General features: G+C 55.3%; 13 protein-coding genes. 4 read left to right on the top strand and 9 right to left on the bottom strand.

What is annotated here, in order from left to right:
• Positions 1-194 precede the first annotated feature (194 nt).
• From VIJ98_RS16615 to VIJ98_RS16600, 4 genes are all read right to left on the bottom strand, one after another.
• Positions 195-1,382, bottom strand: a complete 1,188-nt coding sequence (locus VIJ98_RS16615) for an IS4 family transposase (protein WP_323271415.1) — start codon at positions 1,380-1,382, stop codon at positions 195-197.
• A 118-nt stretch (positions 1,383-1,500) separates the two neighbouring features.
• Entirely contained in the window at positions 1,501-2,565 is a 1,065-nt protein-coding gene (uxuA, locus tag VIJ98_RS16610) for a mannonate dehydratase (RefSeq protein WP_323275073.1), read from the bottom strand.
• 131 nt (positions 2,566-2,696) lie between these two features.
• Positions 2,697-3,401 carry a response regulator transcription factor gene (locus tag VIJ98_RS16605; RefSeq protein WP_008107174.1) on the bottom strand — a complete coding sequence of 235 codons (705 nt, stop codon included), beginning with the start codon at positions 3,399-3,401 and terminating at the stop codon, positions 2,697-2,699.
• A complete protein-coding gene (locus tag VIJ98_RS16600) occupies positions 3,398-6,643 on the bottom strand; it encodes a transporter substrate-binding domain-containing protein (protein ID WP_323275070.1) in 3,246 nt (1,081 codons plus the stop codon). Before VIJ98_RS16600 ends, VIJ98_RS16605 begins: the two co-directional genes overlap by 4 nt.
• A 379-nt stretch (positions 6,644-7,022) precedes the next feature.
• Between VIJ98_RS16600 and VIJ98_RS16595 the strand changes: the two genes are divergently transcribed.
• Entirely contained in the window at positions 7,023-7,970 is a 948-nt protein-coding gene (locus VIJ98_RS16595) for a sensor domain-containing diguanylate cyclase (protein WP_008107179.1), read from the top strand.
• A 106-nt stretch (positions 7,971-8,076) separates the two neighbouring features.
• Here VIJ98_RS16595 and VIJ98_RS16590 read toward each other — a convergent pair whose 3' ends face one another.
• A complete protein-coding gene (locus tag VIJ98_RS16590; RefSeq protein ID WP_407330308.1) occupies positions 8,077-9,945 on the bottom strand; it encodes an amidohydrolase in 1,869 nt (622 codons plus the stop codon).
• A gap of 146 nt (positions 9,946-10,091) precedes the next feature.
• Here VIJ98_RS16590 and VIJ98_RS16585 point away from each other — a divergent pair, with 146 nt between their 5' ends.
• On the top strand, positions 10,092-11,000 hold the full coding sequence (locus VIJ98_RS16585; protein WP_008107183.1) for a LysR family transcriptional regulator: 909 nt from the start codon (positions 10,092-10,094) through the stop codon (positions 10,998-11,000).
• On the opposite strand, the gene VIJ98_RS16580 is transcribed toward VIJ98_RS16585, so the two are convergent.
• Positions 11,001-12,590 carry an MFS transporter gene (locus VIJ98_RS16580; protein WP_323275066.1) on the bottom strand — a complete coding sequence of 530 codons (1,590 nt, stop codon included), beginning with the start codon at positions 12,588-12,590 and terminating at the stop codon, positions 11,001-11,003.
• Between the two features lie 216 nt (positions 12,591-12,806).
• Between VIJ98_RS16580 and VIJ98_RS16575 the strand changes: the two genes are divergently transcribed.
• Positions 12,807-13,625: an alpha/beta hydrolase gene (locus tag VIJ98_RS16575; RefSeq protein ID WP_323275064.1), complete on the top strand. Its 819-nt coding sequence runs from the start codon at positions 12,807-12,809 to the stop codon at positions 13,623-13,625.
• Positions 13,626-13,712: 87 nt separating this feature from the next.
• On the opposite strand, the gene treF is transcribed toward VIJ98_RS16575, so the two are convergent.
• Positions 13,713-15,371, bottom strand: a complete 1,659-nt coding sequence (gene treF, locus VIJ98_RS16570; RefSeq protein ID WP_052026007.1) for an alpha,alpha-trehalase TreF — start codon at positions 15,369-15,371, stop codon at positions 13,713-13,715.
• Positions 15,372-15,694: 323 nt separating this feature from the next.
• Positions 15,695-16,549, bottom strand: coding sequence for an SDR family oxidoreductase (locus tag VIJ98_RS16565; RefSeq protein WP_323275062.1), 855 nt, complete (start codon positions 16,547-16,549; stop codon positions 15,695-15,697).
• A 97-nt stretch (positions 16,550-16,646) separates the two neighbouring features.
• Between VIJ98_RS16565 and VIJ98_RS16560 the strand changes: the two genes are divergently transcribed.
• Entirely contained in the window at positions 16,647-17,009 is a 363-nt protein-coding gene (locus VIJ98_RS16560; RefSeq protein WP_008107191.1) for a helix-turn-helix domain-containing protein, read from the top strand.
• 77 nt (positions 17,010-17,086) lie between these two features.
• Here the strand turns inward: VIJ98_RS16560 and yghX are convergent, their stop codons facing one another.
• Positions 17,087-17,977 (bottom strand): YghX family hydrolase, encoded by an 891-nt coding sequence (yghX, locus tag VIJ98_RS16555; RefSeq protein WP_323275060.1) that lies wholly within the window; start codon positions 17,975-17,977, stop codon positions 17,087-17,089.
• Positions 17,978-18,055: the final 78 nt, after the last annotated feature.

Raw genomic sequence — 18,055 nt, 5'->3', positions numbered from 1 at the left:
TTGGACAGGTTTTCGTAGGGTGCGCATTCATGCGCACCTTCATATAATACGGCAACGATAGCGCGCAGGATCTGATCGAAAGTGTGCCAGAGACTTTCGCGATCGCTGGGTGCACGCCCGCTGGCGCTGAGCTTAATGTGAAAAGGTCGCCATGAATGGCGACCCTACGATCTGAGGGATCCCCAGGAATATCGTTAATACACATATACGATATTCCTGTAACTCGCTGATAGTTCGGCTCGCACCGTTTCTATATCCAGCTGACTGATCCCTGCCGGGTTGTGCCTTATCGCATTTCTTGCCAGCGTAAGGTATGACAGTACTCGCCGGTGTTGCACCGTGTTCGCCTGATAAAACCGGTGCTCGCCTTTTCTTTCAAGCGCGTAGCCCATCAGCCACAGTACGATGCTGCACAGCGTCGACAGCAGGTTCAGCACTGACATCCTTTCCACACTCCGGCTGAAGCTGCTTCTCAGCCCCATACCGTAACGTTCACTCTTTTCATCCCGGAAGTTCTGCTCTATCTGCATTCTCCGGCTGTAAAGCTTCATTATCGTCCGTGACTTCAGCTCCGCATCGCTGGTAAACAGCACCCACGGCTCACGGGCCAGGCGACTCTGGTTTGCCTCTTCGCGCGTGTAAAAAAAACGATCCCGGCTTTTCTTTCCGTGACGATTTTTGGGTGCTCTCTTATGAACGTGCACGAAGCCGTAAGCCGGTGATTTTTTATATCGCGTCAGCCGGGCCGCACCAGCACAGCGCGGCGTTGTGCCGGCTTTTAGCTGACCCGGCGTTACCCACTCTTCCGTTCCGGCCAGCTTCAGAACGCCGTTGCCCCTGAGCCGGCCGATGAAGTGCCATCCGTGCGACTGAACGCGGTTAAACCACTCGCGGCGGAACCCGGCATCGGTGACGATGGTCACTTTCCTGTCTCCCAGGCACCCGGCCAGGTCGTCCAGAAAACGGTTCTGAAGGTCGGGATTTCCCAGCTTATCGCCTTCTGCGATGAGGCTCAGCAGCGGGATGGCGCGTCCATCCGCCAGCAGGCTGGCACGCAAAAGGCTGAAGGACTGAGTCGGCCAGGCGCTCCAGTCCACGGCAATGACGCACTCCTTCATGTCCCGGATAAGCCAGCAGATAATGTCGCGTGACAGCGCGGGCACCTCCCGGTGGAGGGCGGCATTCCCCATAAGGCGGTCAACGCGTTTGATTTTGTGCTTAACGCGGGCATCGCCCGCAAGAGAGCGACCAATGCTGGTCAGATTGAGGGAAGCACCGCGGGTCAGGGAAATCGTCATATCAGTGAGGGCGTTACGACGATACTGATGGGTGCTGGCTAAAGATTCCCGTAAAAATTTATGGCAAAATGCGGAAGCAGGCATAGTGGCGATCTTATTTTTTGTTGGCGCAATAATTAGATCATTTTTCCACTGTGCCTGCTTCGTTTTTGTGGGGATTCATCAGCCCTACGATGGCGCAAATGTGCGCACCGCGTAAAACTCAGCGCTTACCCAGCGCTTCCCACAATCCCAGCAGATACGTGGTGCCCAGCGCGCGGTCGTACAAGCCGTAGCCCGGACGGCCGGTTTCGCCCCAGATAAAGCGGCCGTGATCCGAACGGATATAGCCATCGAAGCCGTTGTCATGCATCGACTGCAGCACTTTATACATATCCAGCGAACCGTATTCCGTTGGGTGCGCGCACTCGTAGAAATCTTTATCCTGAATAATCTTGATGTTACGCACATGGGCAAACGGAATGCGTTTGCGGCGCGAGAATTCAGCCAGAATAGCGTACACATCATTACTCGGATCTTCGGCAATCGATCCGGTACACAGCGTGATGCCGTTGGCCTCAGAATCGACCACGTTACAGATCCAGTCGAGATCGTCGCGGTTCTTCACCACGCGCGGCAGGCCGAAGATCGAATACGGTGGATCGTCCGGGTGGATCGCCATCTTCACGCCCACTTCTTCACATACCGGGATCACCGCTTTCAGGAAGTAAGCGAGGTTTTCGCGCAGTTTCGCGTCATCAACATCTTTGTATTGAGCAAACAGATCCTGCACTTTTGCCAGACGTTCCGGTTCCCAGCCCGGCAGGGCGAAACCGTTGGAGTTGCCCAGCACTTCCTGCACCACCTCGTCGAGGCTCTTATCGATGCCTTTCTTCTCGAACGCCATGGTGAGAGAGCCGTCTGGCAGCACGTAGTTCATGTCGGTCTTCATCCAGTCGAACACCGGCATGAAGTTGTAGCAAATCACCTTCACGCCAACCTCGGCCAGGTTGCGGATGCTCTGCTTATAATTTTCGATATATTGATCGCGGCTCGGCAGACCGATTTTGATGTCGTCGTGAATGTTGACGCTTTCGATCACTTCCACGGTGAGCCCGGCGGCATGCACCTGCTCAACCAGCACGTTAATCTTCTCTTTCGGCCAGGTTTCGCCCACCGGCACGTCATACAGCGCGCCCACTACGCCGCGCACGCCCGGCACCTGACGAATATATTCCAGCGAAACTTTATCTTCTTTCGGACCAAACCAACGCATTGTCAGTTGCATAATGTCATCCACCGTTATCGTGTCTGTGATAACTGATAAACTACCATTCTAGTAAACATCATGACAGCACGGTGCGTTCAATAAGCCTTGATCCGCGTCACAGAACACAATTTATCCGCATTAAGCGAGGCTCAAAGATGCACGGCCAGATCGCTGAAATGCTCTTTGTATTTGAAGAGCTCCAGATCGGATCGCAGCCCCAGTTTGCGCAGCGCGGTCTGCTTTTGCCCGCTGATGGTTTTGCGACTGCGCGCGTATTTACCGGCGATTTGCGTGACGCTTAAGCCGTCAAGATAGCAGCGGATCACTTCCAGCTCGCGCGGGCTTAGCTCACGTAGCAGCAATGCAATGTCATCGCCGAGCTCGCGCGGCAGCAGGTAATCATGCATTTCCCGGTCGCTTTCCTGAAACTTGTCCATCTCCAGCAACATGTCGCGGGTGAGAAAACGCTTGTTACGGCAAACCTGGTGCAAGGCGGCAATCAGCACTTCCTGATCTTCGCTTTTACCCACAAAGCCATGTACACCTGCTTTCAGCAGCAACTGGACTATCGCGGGTTTTTCCACCGCTGAGGAAACCAAAATTTTCATCTCCGGATAACGCACGCGCAGCTGTTTTACCATCTGCAGGCCATCGAGTTCCTCCTCGCCAAGCATGTAGTCCAACACCAGGACATCTACTGAGTGACGCTGTAAAAAAGCCATCAACTGCTGACGCTGAGAGAAAGCACCCGCCAGATCCAGCAGCGCTTCCTGCGCCAGTCGGTACTGAATAGCTTTGCCGATTAGTGGATGATCATCTAATACGGCAACCTGCCAGATTGCATCTTGTTTCATGGTTTCACCTCATTATTGGGATTCTTTTTCAGTGCGTGATGGAAGAGCGCTTCCAGTTCTGCAACTGCGGTGGTAACTGCGGGTATCAGTTGTTGCAAAAACACACTCTCTCGTTGCTCTGCTGCCTGTTCGGCGGCGAGGCAACTCTGTTGCAGACTTTCAGCTCGCAGCAATTTGGCGCTGCCGAGTAATTGATGAGCGGCGTGGCGTGCACCCGCGAAATCCTCTGCCAGAGCGGCTTGCTGCAGTTGGGCAAGATCGCGCGCATTTTGTTGCTGTGCGGTGGTGACCAGATCGCACCAGGCTTGCGGATCGTTGGCTGCCAGGTTTTCCAAAGTGAGCAGGGTTTCATTGCGTGTGCTGCTGGCGATATTGCCAGTGACCACCCGCAGCAGTTGCGTGCGCTCCAGCGGTTTAAACAGGCAACCATCCATGCCAGCCTGCGTCGCGAGTTGTGCTACGCGCTCTTCGGCCATCGCCGTCAGGCCATAAATCGGTACCGCACGCCGGTTTAGTAGCTTCTCCTCAATACGTAACTGGCGGGTAAATTCAAAGCCATCCATGCCGGGCATATTGCAGTCGGTGATGACGCGATCAACTTCGTGTTCGCGCCACAATGCCAGCGCCTCTTCGCCGCCTTCCGCCACCAGCACATGATGTCCGGCGTAACGTAGTTGCTGCGCCAGCAGCAGGCGATTAGTGGCGTTGTCATCGACAATTAGCATTCTGAGTGACACCTGCGGATGTTCCTCCACCGGCTCAACTTCTGCGTCGGTCAGCGTCGCAGGCTGGGCGGTAAAGCGCAGCATGAATACGCTTCCTACATTCGGTTCACTCTCTACATGCAACTCGGTGCCCAGCATCACCGCCAGGCGACGGCAAATGTTGAGGCCAAGGCCGGTACCACTGACGCGATTAGTGCCCTGATCAACCTGAATAAAGGGTTCGAAAATGGCTTTTTGTTGCTCGGGTGTCAGGCCAACGCCGCTGTCACACACTTCCAGTACGTATTCGGGTTTGCTGACTTCGGCCTGATACAACGCCACTTCAACTTCGCCATGCGTAGTGAACTTGATGGCATTACTGACCAGATTCGCCAGGATTTGCTTCAGCGCAACGGGATCAAACAGCACTGCATCTTGATCGATATCCAGCATTACATTCAGCGCCAGCCCTTTGTTATGGGCCACCTGGCGAAAGAGCGCTTCGGTATCGTGCACCACATCGCTTAGCGACATCGGCAGAAGACGAATGCTGAAATGGCCGGATTCGATTTTCGCCAGGTCGAGTATGTCGCCCACCAGTGACAGCAGCGAACGTGAAGATTGCCACGCCAAATCGATATTTTTCTGTCGTTGCTGGGGATCGCTTTGGCCTAAATGCTCAATCTCTAGCAAGCCAATCAGCGCCGCGAGCGGGGTGCGAATTTCGTGACTCATATGTGAGAGAAACGTGCTTTTGGCCTCGCTAGAGCGCAACGCAGCCCGTTTGGCCTTATGGACATCATCCAGCAGGGTTTCGATGTAGTGCAGTTGGCTACTCATTTCTCGTTCATGCTGGCGTTGCTTCGCCAGCGAAGACTTCAGCAGATGGTTGCGGCACAGGAAAAACAGCAGGCAGACGCCAGCCACGGCAACGATGCGCAGCACGTAGCTGCGATAGCTCTGCCATGAAGTGCTGGTGGCCGGTGGCGTGTATTTGATCCAACGCTCCATCAGGGATTGCATCGTAGGTTGGGGAATATCCGACAATGCTTTATTCAGGATTGAGATGAGGTGTTCATCCGCCGCATTGGCGGCCATCGCCATGCGAAACATCGGCAACGGCGCGACAAACGCCACTCTGAAGCGGTCATTGAAGTGGTTATTCAGCAAATATTGCGCGGATTCATAAGGCACGATAAAGCCGTCAACCTGCTTATCCTGTAGCTGCCCGAGTGAATCGATTGAAACGGCATTTTCACTAAAATCGATGGCAGGCCAGCGCTGACGCAGATCAAAACGATAATAGGAGCGCTCATAAATACCGATGCGTTTACCTGCCATCTCATCAAAGCTGCGCCATTTGCTGTCGCTGCGTGTCATCACTACCCAGGGCGAATAGATATAGGTGCGCGTATAGCGGATGTGATCGCTTTGCTGGGAAGCGGCATCGCTCACAACGATCAGAGAATCGCGTTGGTTAACCAGCGCATCGCGCATGGAGCTCAAACCTTGCATCGGTTGGTAACGAAAGCGGATACCGGTGCGCTGTGAGATGAGTTTCAGTAACTCCACGCTCAGCCCGGCGATGCGCTGCTTGCCATCCAGAAAGGTGAAAGGCAGATGTGTCGGATCATAATTCACCGTGATGTCCCGGTGCTGCGCCAGCCAGCGCGTCTCGGCTTCGCTTAGATCCAGCGGATGGTTTTTCACCACAGACTGATAATCCAGTCCCCATGCTTCCGCGATCTGTACTGCGTTACGCAGCGGAATATTGGTCAGAATCTCATTAATCGCGGCGATCAATGGCGCATTGTTGGCGCGTGTGGCAAAGCGAGCATCAACGTCGTTCATATAAGGCGTGCTATGACCTTCAATAATGTTCTGCAGACCGCGCTGTGACAAATAACGTTGTGTAGCAGAGTTGCTCCAGAACACGGTGTCTTCATTTAAGGCTGTATCGGTATATGCCCAGAGTGGAGGCGACGCGGGAGCTAAGCTCGCATTGGGGTAACGTTTATGCAGCAGATCTCGCAACTCATCATCGCCGTAGTACATCAGGCGATAGCGGCTGTCTTTTAATTCGCGATCAAATTTTGCCTGACGACGGCTGATCAACACACTTTGCGCCAGTGAATACGGAATGCTGAGCGCCAGTTTCGTCTCGTGATTGGCGGCCTGCGGATAATAGGGAATCAGATCAACTTGCTTGTTATTGAGCGCATCAACCAACTCCAGCCGAGTCTTATAGCGTTTGATCTCCACTGGCAGGTTAAGCGTTTTGGCGACGATGGCGAGGTAATCGGCGGATAGCCCCTCAAAGGCATTCTTTTCAAATTCCACCGAATAAGGCGGTAAAGTATGGCTCCAGACGCCCACGCGTAATACCGCATGGCGCGCCAGCCAGCGCTGGCTTTCAGGATTGAGGGTGACTTCCGGAGAAATCAATCCGTAACGTGGCGTGAAGTTGAGTGTGGAAGCACCCCAGGCAGAGAAGCACCAGCCCAACAGGAAAATCATGCTCAGAATGCGTTTGCCCACGAATCAACTCTCAACCATCTTTGCCAGCGTTCTGCACCGCCAGCGTGGCCGCGCAACCTTCTGACGGTGTGTTAGCTGCGTCAGGTTTCATCACATAGCGGCACGCAACTCTGCAGGAATTAAATGCCAGTTAAGAAATATCTGAAAAATGGTGCGCGGATAACAATAGCTGAGTTGAGATGTTTAAGCAGATGAATAACGTAGAGTTTATTAAAGGCTGGTACTTAAGTAAGTTTAGTCAGCTGTTTTCACTGGAAACTTTCGACGTAACTCCTGAAGTTTCTCCAATTTACCGCTGCTAATCGGCTTTTCATTTGTTTTATTTACAGAAACTTCCTGGCAGGCAAAATAGCGCTTATTTCCTCTCCATCAGCCGACCATGTCAGAAGAAGCGCTACGTCAGCAGATTCAGAACCTGAAAAAGCATAATGCGCGATTAAAGCGTATAGCGCATGACGCGCGTAATAAGCTAAGTGCCGCGCTGGATGGAACCGGTTTATGTTTGTGGCAGCTGGATATTCCCAGCGGCAAACTGGTGATTTTTAACCGCCGCTGGGGCGCGATGCTGGGCTTTCAGCCGAAAGAGACCAAAGCCCAGTTTGATGTGTGGCGCGATCGCCTGCATCCGGATGACGCCGACGAAGTGCTGAAAGCCTTTTACGATCATATAGAAGGGCGCGCCCCTTACTACGAAGCGCTGCACCGCATGCTGGGCAAGAACGACAACATCAAATGGGTGCTGGATCGCGGACGCGTCACCGAATGGGACGAAGCGGGCAATCCGATCAAAGTCACCGGCACGCATATCGATATGACCAAAGAGAAGCAGTATGAAGCGCAGCTCTCATCGCTGGCGCATCACGATCCGCTTACCGGACTGACTAACCGCCATGCGCTGCACACGCAGTTCAGCAAGATGAAAGCGCAGGGACCGCTGTGTGTGGCGTTTATCGATCTTGATAACTTCAAACACGTTAACGACACGCTGGGGCATCGCAGCGGTGATGAGGTGTTGATTCAGCTGAGTCAGCGCATTACCGACGTGTTGCCGCCAAACGTAGTGATTGGCCGACTTGGCGGCGATGAGTTTGTGCTGCTGATGCCGTTCCTGATCGACTATCCGAAAGTACGCATTTTGCTGCAGGCGGTGCTGGATGCCGCGCTGACGCCGTTTGATATTGATAACGGCCACGCGCAGATTGGTGCATCGATTGGTATTGCCCAGGTACAGGAACGTGACAGCTTCGATGAGGCGCTGACGCGCGCCGATGAGGCGATGTATCAGATCAAGAAGAACGGTAAGCAGGGTTTTGGGTTGGCGGGTTGATGTAGGGTCGCCATTCATGGCGACCGTTTCACATAGCGCACTTTTGGTCGCCATAACTTTTGGTCGCCATAAATGGCGACCCTACGACAATGGTTTGGCCTCTCACTCAAAACGCAAAACATGAGCAGCCCAGCGCACCCCAGAACGCATGATTATCCGACACCGGCACCGATGACTGGCGCGCAACATCGTGCGAGTGACTGTGCACGCCGCACGGTCCGCTGCACTGGTGCACTTTCGGCATCATCGCGGCGCGGCCATTGGCCTGCGGCGGCGCGCTGCGATAGTGGCCTGGCACCGTTACCACCGGCGACCATTCAGGCAGCACCGGCACGGGCGGCGGTGACAGCGGCGTAAATCCGCCTGCGGCATACACCACTTCGCCATCCACCAGCGTCAGCACCGACTCAATCCCTTTGATCTCCTCTTCCGGCACGCTGAAGAAATCTTTCGACAGTAGCACCAGATCCGCCAGCTGACCGACCTTAATCTCGCCTTTGGCACTTTGCTCATTCGAGAACCAGGCGCTGCCTTTGGTCCACAGCATCAGCGCGGTTTCGCGGTCGATACGCGCATTGTCATCGTACAGTTGCATGCCGCCGACGGTGCGCCCGGAGACCAACCAGTAGAGCGCGGTCCACGGGTTGTAGCTGGCAACGCGGGTAGCATCAGTGCCCAATCCCACCGGCACGCCGGCTTCCAGCATGCGCGCCACCGGCGGCGTCTGTTTGGCGGCTTCTTTGCCATAGCGATCAACAAAATATTCGCCCTGAAACGCCATACGATGCTGCACCGCCAATCCGCCGCCCAGCGCTTTAACCCGCTCGATATTGGCTTCGGTGATGGTTTCTGCGTGGTCGAAGAACCAGTGCAGGCCGTTAAACGGAATGTCGCGATTCACTTTTTCGAACACGTCGAGCATGCGGCTGATCGATTCGTTGTAAGTCGCATGCAGGCGGAACGGCCAGCGATGCTCTACCAGATGTCGCACCACGCGCTCCAGCTCATCTTCCATGCCTGGCGCGAGATCGGGGCGCGGTTCGAGGAAGTCTTCAAAGTCTGCCGCTGAGAACACCAGCATTTCGCCCGCGCCGTTGTGGCGCAGGAAATCGGTGCCCTGACCGGGTTTCAGCATATCGGTCCACTTCTCGAAGTCCTGCAGTTCGTGGCCGGGATTCTGGGTAAACAGGTTGTAGGCGATGCGCACCGTCAGCTGCTTTTTGGCATGCAGTTCGGAAATCACATCGTAATCATCTGGAAAGTTTTGGAAACCGCCGCCCGCGTCAATGGCGCTGGTCAGGCCGAGGCGATTGAGCTCGCGCATAAACTGACGCGTGGAGTTAACCTGCTGTTCCAGCGGTAATTTTGGACCTTTCGCCAGCGTGGCGTACAGCAGCATGGCGTTAGGGCGGGCAATCAGCATGCCGGTAGGATTGCCATTGCTGTCACGCTGGATCTCGCCGCCCGGCGGGTTCGGCGTGTCTTTGGTGTAACCGACCACGCGCAGCGCCGCACGGTTGAGCAGGGCGCGATCGTAGAGATGCAGGATAAATACCGGCGTGTCCGGCGCGGCGGCGTTGATCTCATCCAGCGTCGGCATGCGGCGTTCGGCAAACTGGAACTCACTCCAGCCGCCGACTACGCGCACCCATTGCGGCGACGGCGTGCGCAGTGCCTGATCGCGCAGCATGCGCAGCGCATCCACCAGCGACGGTACACCTTCCCAGCGCAACTCAAGGTTGTAATTCAGCCCGCCGCGAATCAGATGCAGGTGCGAATCATTGAGGCCGGGAATGCCGGTATGGCCTTTGGCGTCAATAATTTGCGTGTCATTGCCGGCGAAGCGCATCACCTCGGCTTCGCTGCCTACGGCAAGAAATTTGCCGTCTTTAATCGCCACGGCGGTTGCCAGCGGATTAGTGCGATCGACGGTGTGAAACTTGCCGTTAGTAAAAATCAGTGAGGCCGTTGTCATCATCATTCTCCAAAAGATTTCGCGTTGCGGGCTGAGTCAGTGTTAAAGCGCTTGCTTCGTTGGTTAAAAAAATACGAAATGAGAGCAGTTATTGATAACGGATTGTTTTTGGGTTGTTGTTCAACAATTTTTGGGGAGGATTGGCCATGCGTTTAAACCTTGAGGCGCTGTTGATTTTGGACGCACTGGATCGCCACGGCACCTTTGCTGCCGCTGCGGCGCGGCTGTTCAAAACCGCGTCTGCATTGAGCTACACCGTGCAGAAAATGGAGAGCGATCTCAAAATCACGCTGCTCGATCGTTCCGGCCATCGCGCCACTTTTACGCCCACCGGCCGCCTGATGCTGGAGAAAGGGCGCACGCTGCTGCGTGCGGTGAATGAGCTGGAACAGCAGGCGCGCTACGTGGAGAGCGGTTGGGAGAGCCAGCTGGTAATAAGCGTAGATGCATCGGTGCCGTTTAGCATTTTGACGCCGCTGATCGATGAGTTTTATCAGGAGCATCCGCACACCCAATTGCAATTCCGCCAGGATGTCCTTTCCGGCTGCTGGGAAGCGCTCAACTACGGCGAAGCGGACATTGTCTTTGGCGCGGTGCAGGAACCCGCCACGCGCAAAGAGATTGTCTGCCAGCCGCTGGGTTGGCTTGAATATGTGTTTGCCGTCGCGCCTAATCATCCGCTCGCTACCGCGCCGGAACCGCTGCCGCGCGAGCAGATCCGCCAGTATCGCGCCGTTACGGTGCATGACTCTTCGCGCCACGGCACGGGCATTGATTTACGTGTGCTGGATGAGCAGAAAACCCTGAGCGTGCATGATTTCCCTACCAAACTGCAGGCACAGCTGGATGGCCTTGGCTGCGGCTATCTGCCGCTTTATCTGGCGCGTCCACATCTGGCAAGCGGGGCGTTGGTGGCGCGTCAGCTGGATAGCGAATGCCGCCGCGATATGGCGTATCTGGCGTGGAACGAAAGCGCCTGCGGTAATGCGGCAACCTGGTGGCGCGAGCGCTTACTCACGCTGCCAGGTTTGCGCGATGTCTATCTGCCAGCGTAATCAGATGGCGATATGGTGGCTGACCAACGGAGCATCCTCGCCCTGATGGTATTGCAGCACCGTCTGCTGTAACTCGGCATCAGCGTGGGAAACGCGCTGGTGCTGGCGTAAATGCTCCTGCCACGACTCAACCAAAAACCACTCCAGCAACGCGTTGGGATCGTCGGTTTGCGCCATCAATCCCCATGAATACGCGCCGTCGCGACGACGGGCATGCGCCAGCTTGTGGATCGCCTGTTTGAAGGCAGCGCGATCTTCCGGCAGCACGCGATAGCGGATCTGAATCAACACCGGCCCGCGACGCACATCGGTATCGGCATCCAGCTGCGGTTCCGCCCAGTGCAGCGACGGTTGCAGGTCGGCTTCACCGGCGGGCAACACCAGACGCTTCAGCAGCAGCGCGCTAATAATCAATCCCGCACCGGCAATTAGCAGCGTATTGCCGAGTCCCGCATGCTGCGCAATCAGGCCCCACGCCAAACTGCCGCCCGCCAGCGTGCCGTTGAACACCATCAAATAGACGGCTAACCCGCGACCGCGCACCCAATCCGGCAGCACCGCCTGTGCCACGCCGTTTAAGGTGGTCAGCGCGATGATCCAGCCCACGCCCAGCACCAGCATCAATACCAGCACCAGCCACTGCGGCGGACTGAACGCCAGCGCCAGCATCACCAGCGCACTCAGCAGCGCCGAGAGCAGCAGCAAGCCATCGTTACTCAGCACGCTGCGCAGGCGCGGCAGCAGTAGCGCACCGGCAATCGCACCGCCGCCGACGGCACCGAGTAGCAGGCCGTAGAAGCCTGCAGTGCCGTGCAGCATGCTGCGCGCCACCAGCGGCAGCAGCGCCCAAATAGCGCTGGCAAAAGCGAAGTAGAGCGCGGCACGCAGCAGCACGCGATGCAGATCGTGGCTGGCCCGCACATAGCGTAGCCCGGCACGAAACGCGCCAAAGAAGTGTTCATTCAGTTCGGTTTTGGCTTTCGCTGGGCGCTTCCACAACAGCAGCGCGGCGATGACGAAAAAGTAGCTCGCCACATCGGCGCCATAAGCCGCCATCGCTCCCAGACTTGCCAGCAGCAAACCGCCGGTCGCCGGACCAATGGCGCGCGCGATATTGATGCCGAGTGAGTTGAGCGCCACGGCATTTTTCAACTCATGACGCGGCACCAGCTCCGGCACAATCGCCTGCCAGGCGGGACCAAACAGCGCTGCGCCAATGCCGCCGACGAAGGTCAGGCCGATCAACCATTCCACCGTGAGCCAGTTATTGTGCGATAGCAGCAGCAAGGTACCGCTGACGCTGGCCATGAGTATTTGCACTACAATCAGCAGGCGACGGCGATCGACGATATCCGACAGCACGCCAGCCGGCAGCGCCAGCAGGAACACCGGCAAAGTGGCGGCAGTTTGCATCAGCGCCACCGCCGTGGGGTTATCGGAGAGTCCGGTCACCAGCCAGGCGCTGGCGACATCGCGGATAAAGCTGCCGGTGTTGCCGAGCACTGAAGCGGTCCAGATCAGGGCAAACAGCCCGTAACCAAAGGGTGAGAAAGCGCTGCTGCGCGACGTAGCGGAAGTGGGCTGGCTCATCATCATGTTCCTGTAAGAGAGGCGATGTAAGCACCTTACGAATCCCACCGCGTGCTTGATAGCGGAAAAAATTCCTCAACTTGTTCAGGCTTTTTTGACAGCTTTGCAGCACCAAAAACCTTGAACAAGTTGTCAAAATCTCTGCTTTAGGTTTTTCCCATAGCTCGATGTAGTTTGATTGGCAGACACAACATCACTCACTAACGGAGCAAAAACATGAGCACTTTCAAGACTAAAGACGGCGTGAACCTTTACTTCAAAGATTGGGGCAAGGGCCAACCGGTGCTGTTTAGCCACGGCTGGCCGCTGGATGCCGATATGTGGGATAGCCAACTCAATTTCCTTGCTGAGCGCGGCTACCGCGTGATTGCCTTTGACCGCCGCGGCTTTGGCCGTTCTGAACAGCCGTGGGAAGGCTACGATTACGATACCTTTGCCGATGATATTCATGGCCTGATTGGGCATCTGCAATTAGACGACGTGACGCTGGTGGGCTTCTCAATGGGTGGCGGCGATGTGACGCGCTATATCGGCCGCTACGGCACGGCGAAAGTGAAAGGATTAGTGTTGCTGGGCGCGGTAACCCCGATCTTCGGCAAGACTGCCGATCATCCAGAAGGCGTAGAGCAGGCTGCGTTTGATGGTATCAAAGAGGGGTTGCGTAAAGACCGCGCGCAATTTATCAAGGAGTTCGCCACGCCGTTCTATGGCATCAACGCCGGGCAAACCGTTTCTGATGGCGTGCTGACGCAGACGTTGAACATCGCGCTGCTGGCGTCGCTGAAAGGCACGATTGATTGTGTCACGGCCTTCTCTGAGACCGATTTCCGCGCGGATATCGCTAAAGTTGATGTGCCGACGTTGGTGATTCATGGCAGCAACGACCAGATCGTGCCGTTTGAAGCCACCGGTAAGTTGGCGCATGAGATGATTGAAGGGTCGGAGCTGAAGGTTTATGAGAACGGTCCGCATGGATTTGCGGTGACGCATCAGGATCAGCTGAATGCGGATTTGTTGGCGTTTTTGCAGAAGTAGAAGTCGTTAGCGGTCGCCATGAATGGCGACCAAATGCGCAATATGTGAAACGGTCGCCATGAATGGCGACCCTACGGTGCGTATTAATCAATCCGCCAGCAAATGCCCATACATGGTCATCAATCTGCGCGTCACGCCGTTGGTCCAGCCGAAGCCGTCCTGCAGCGGATATTCACCACCGCCACCCGGACGGGCGCGATCGCCGCTGATGTCATACTTCTCCACCAGCTTATGATGCAGTGAATAGAAATTGTTGACCGTATTCAGCCAGTTAACGGCAATTTCTGTCGCCAGCGTCTCTTCACCGTAGTGATTCAAGCCGACAACCGCCATCCACTGTAGCGGCGCCCATGCATTGGGTTTATCCCACTGCTCGCCGCTCTCCACCATCGAGGTCAGCAAACCGCCTTGCGTCAACAACAGATGACGTAGCGCAACAGCCTGCAAGTGCGCCTGCTCGGGTGAGGCGAGACCAAGGAACAGCGGAACCACTGCTGCGGCGGTAAAGGCGCCAAAGCGCTCGCGGCGCCAGTCGTAATCGCGGTAAACACCGGCGGTGTTATCCCACAGATAGCGGTGAATCGCCTGCTTACGCGCATCGGCTTTTTTCTGCCACGCCAGCGCCGTTAACTCTTCGCCTTTGGCGTGGGACAGCGTCGAAATCATCAGCTCCAGCTTGTAGAGGAACGCGTTGAGATCGATCGGAATAAATTGCGTGGTGCGAATACTCGCCAGACGCTGTGGATCGCGCAGCCAGCGGGAAGAGTAATCCCAGCCCGATGCGGCACCGGCACGCAGATCGCGGTAAACCTCATTCGCCGGACGACCCGATTTCTTCGCGGTTTCAATATCTTCCAGCCACGACTCATCGCGCGGCGTGTCGCGATCGTCCCAGTAACGGTTGAGCAGCGAACCATCTGGCATGCGCACCACGTGGCGATAGGCCTGATGCGGCATCAACTCGCCCGCGCCATCCATCCAGAACTGATACTCTTTCATCAGCTGATCGAGATAGCGTTTCGCCCCGCGAATGCCATCCTCTTCAAACAGTTCAACCATCAGCGCAAATACCGGTGGCTGCGAGCGGCTGAGATAGTAAGTCCGGTTGCCGTTCGGCACGTGACCATAGTTATCAATCAGCCAGGCAAAGTTATCCGCCATGTGACGCAGCAAATCATCGCGACCTGCATCGGCCAGACCGAGCATGCTGAAGTAGGAGTCCCAGTAATAGGTTTCTCCAAATCGACCGCCGGGTACCACATAGGGTTTTGGCAACGGCAGCAGCGATGAGTGCGCTAAATGTTGCTGCGGCATTTTGGTTAACACCGGCCACAGATCGTCAATATGTTCGGTTAAGGTTTTATCCGGATTGGAAACATAAAAACTCTCATTCACCTGAGGCGAATAAAAATGTTCGTGCACGAATGCTTCCAGATCAAAATCCGCTGCGCGTTTACGACGACGAAAACGAATTAAAATATCCAGCGGATCGAATTTTGGTGCGCAGTCCGGGAACGTTTTGCTGTCGGCAAATATGTGCGATGTCTGAACCTGCTCAAACAGCTCCATGTAGCGATCGGCAGGCGTCAGCGCATCCGGCGCGGGCAGACCTTCAATCAGCTCGGGTTCCGGCTCCGAATCCTGCATACCTTCGCGAACGAACTCATGAGGATTATATTGATACTCCAGTTCAGCATCAGCGCGTCGATCCTCGAAAGCGTTATATTGCTGTTGGTTAGTATTAATAGCAGCCTCCTGGTAAATTCTTGAATGCGTAAAGAACAAATTATAGAGCTCTGAACGGGCGAAACAACAATGCGATTTATCTATGAACGTAATAAATCATGTCGATGGATCCGGTGTTTTTATGATTTTTCAGCGTTTACAACGGACTATATTTCAGGAAATGAAAGCGGCGTTTAGGATGGATGTTTAAATAGCTACGCAGAATTATCTGTATTTAAGAAAATCGCTAAAATTTGCGTGAAAAAGCGTGGGATGGCTTGATCAATTGATGGCAAACGCAGCGGTGATTGACCAGGTCGGCATAAATGCCAACCTGGTTAACCTTACTTCTGTAACGCTGCCTTAATCACTTCCGCATACGGCGTGGTTGCACGGCCAATCAGTTTGCTCAGCGTATGGCTATCATCGAACAAGCCGCCTTTTTCGGCACCGGCATCTGAATCTGCCAGCATCTCGGACAAGCCATCCGGCAAACCGGCACCTTTCAGCGCGGCGGCAAATTCGGCCTGTGGCAGGTTGATGTAATCAACTTGCTCGCCAGACTGTTTGGCAATCTCGGCGCTGAACTGCGCCAGCGTGTAGCTGTCGTCGCCAGCCAGTTCATACACTTTACCGGCCTGGTCGTCACGGCTGATCACTTCGGCTGCCGCCGCCGCATAGTCAGCGCGCGCCGCAGAGGCGATGCGACCTTCACCCACCGCACCAATAAAGGCATGATGCGCCAGCGCTGGTGCAATACTCGCCGCGTAGTTTTCGGTGTACCAGCCGTTACGCAGCAGCGCGAAAGGAATGCCGGAGGCTTTCAGCTGTGCTTCAGTCGCACGATGCTCAACGCCTAATCCCAACGGCGATGTATCGGCATGCAGTAAGCTGGTGTAGGCGATAAAGCCAACGCCAGCGGCTTTTGCCGCCTCGATCACCGCCTTGTGCTGCGCCTCACGCTGGCCGACTTCACTCGAAGAGATCAGCAGCAGCTTATCGACACCAGCAAAGGCGCTCTGCAGCGTTTCCGGTTTGCTGTAATCCGCCGCACGCAGTATCACGCCCAACGCTTTAAGATCGGCCGCTTTCTCCGGCGAACGCACCGCTGCAATGATTTCGCTAGCCGGCACTTTTTTCAGTAACTCGTTAATCACCAAACGGCCCAGTTGGCCTGTGGCACCTGTAATCGCAATCATGATGTTCTCCTTTTGAACTGGTATGAAAACAGCCTAAGCGATAAACTAACTTTTAGTAAGTACTTACAGATTTGTTAGTTTGAAGTGGGGGAGTTAAATGTCTGAAAAGATGAGTGAAAAATTTACGCGCGGTGAGTTGCTTAACGTGAACTGCCCGTCGCGCGAAGTGCTGAAACGCATTACCAGCCGCTGGAGCGTACTGATTTTGCTGGCGCTACGCGAAGAAACTCTGCGCTTTAGCGAGCTACGTCGCAAGATTGGCGGCGTGAGCGAACGAATGCTGGCGCAGACGCTGCGCTATATGGAAGAGGATGGTTTTGTTGAGCGCATTGCCTATGAAGTGGTGCCGCCACACGTCGAGTATCGTTTGACGTCGTTAGGCCGCGAAGTGGAAGGGCAGGTGACCGGGCTGGCAGATTGGCTGGAGAGCAATGTGCATCGGATATTGAAGGCGCATTGAGAAGGTCGCCATGAATGGCGATCCTACAAACGATGCAGTCGAATTAGTAGGGTCGCCATTTATGGCGACCGCAGCCATCACGCCCGCAAATACTTCTCAAACCAACCCAGCGTGCGGCTCCAGGCTAATTCGGCGGCGGCTTTGTCATAACGCGGCGTCGAATCATTATGGAAGCCATGGTTCACGCCGGGATAAACATAGCCTTCGTAGACTTTGTGATTGGCCTTCAACGCCTCTTCATAAGCTGGCCAGCCTTCGTTGATGCCTTTATCCAGCGCGGCGTAGTGCAACAACAGCGGCGCTTTGATGCGTGGCACATCTTCAGATTTAGGCTGACGACCATAAAATGGCACCGCACAGGCCAAATCGGGGAACGCGACTGCAGCCGCATTGGCGACGCCGCCACCGTAGCAGAAGCCGGTGATGCCCACTTTGCCGGTGCCTTCCTCGTGATGCATCAGGAAATCAATGGCGGCGAAGAAGTCATTCATCAACTTGGTTGGATCGACTTTGGCCTGCATCGTCTTTCCTTCGTCATCATTGCCCGGATAGCCGCCCAGCGAACTCAGGCCATCCGGTGCCAGCGCGATATAACCGGCTTTCGCTACGCGTCTCGCCACATCCTCGATATAGGGATTAAGGCCACGATTCTCGTGCACCACCACCACTGCAGGCACTTTGCCGGTTGCATTGGCCGGTCGCACCAGATAGCCACGCACCTCGCCGTGGCCTTGCGGTGATGGATAGTGAATGTACTCCGGTTTGATCGCCGGATCGGTAAATTCCACCTGCTGCGCCAGCGCATAATTAGGGCTCATCGCGCTCAATAATGTTGCGCCCGCCATGCCCGCAACGGTGAATTTCGCCGCCATCGAGATAAATTCGCGTTTGCTGATTTTGCCGTGGGCGTAGTAATCGTAAAGCTCGAGCAGTTCCTGAGGGAAATCCTGTGCAGTAAGACGGGCCATAACCTCTCCTTCGCTGTTTAACTGGTTGATTACTGCTCTAAAAAAGCACAGCTTGTCGCCGCTGGCAAATGCCATGCC

The sequence above is a fragment of the Pantoea sp. S18 genome (assembly GCF_045689705.1).
GTDB classification, from domain to species: domain Bacteria; phylum Pseudomonadota; class Gammaproteobacteria; order Enterobacterales; family Enterobacteriaceae; genus Pantoea; species Pantoea symbiotica.
This window is presented reverse-complemented; position numbering and strand designations above follow the sequence as displayed.

Coding starts and splice junctions, on each gene's coding strand:
- uxuA (WP_323275073.1), bottom strand. CDS start 2,565: ATGCAACTGACAATGCGTTGGTTTGGTCCGAAAGAAGATAAAGTTTCG.
- VIJ98_RS16585 (WP_008107183.1), top strand. CDS start 10,092: ATGCGTTTAAACCTTGAGGCGCTGTTGATTTTGGACGCACTGGATCGC.
- yghX (WP_323275060.1), bottom strand. CDS start 17,977: ATGGCCCGTCTTACTGCACAGGATTTCCCTCAGGAACTGCTCGAGCTT.
- VIJ98_RS16575 (WP_323275064.1), top strand. CDS start 12,807: ATGAGCACTTTCAAGACTAAAGACGGCGTGAACCTTTACTTCAAAGAT.
- VIJ98_RS16590 (WP_407330308.1), bottom strand. CDS start 9,945: ATGACAACGGCCTCACTGATTTTTACTAACGGCAAGTTTCACACCGTC.
- VIJ98_RS16580 (WP_323275066.1), bottom strand. CDS start 12,590: ATGAGCCAGCCCACTTCCGCTACGTCGCGCAGCAGCGCTTTCTCACCC.
- VIJ98_RS16605 (WP_008107174.1), bottom strand. CDS start 3,401: ATGAAACAAGATGCAATCTGGCAGGTTGCCGTATTAGATGATCATCCA.
- VIJ98_RS16615 (WP_323271415.1), bottom strand. CDS start 1,382: ATGCCTGCTTCCGCATTTTGCCATAAATTTTTACGGGAATCTTTAGCC.
- VIJ98_RS16560 (WP_008107191.1), top strand. CDS start 16,647: ATGTCTGAAAAGATGAGTGAAAAATTTACGCGCGGTGAGTTGCTTAAC.
- VIJ98_RS16565 (WP_323275062.1), bottom strand. CDS start 16,549: ATGATTGCGATTACAGGTGCCACAGGCCAACTGGGCCGTTTGGTGATT.
- VIJ98_RS16595 (WP_008107179.1), top strand. CDS start 7,023: ATGTCAGAAGAAGCGCTACGTCAGCAGATTCAGAACCTGAAAAAGCAT.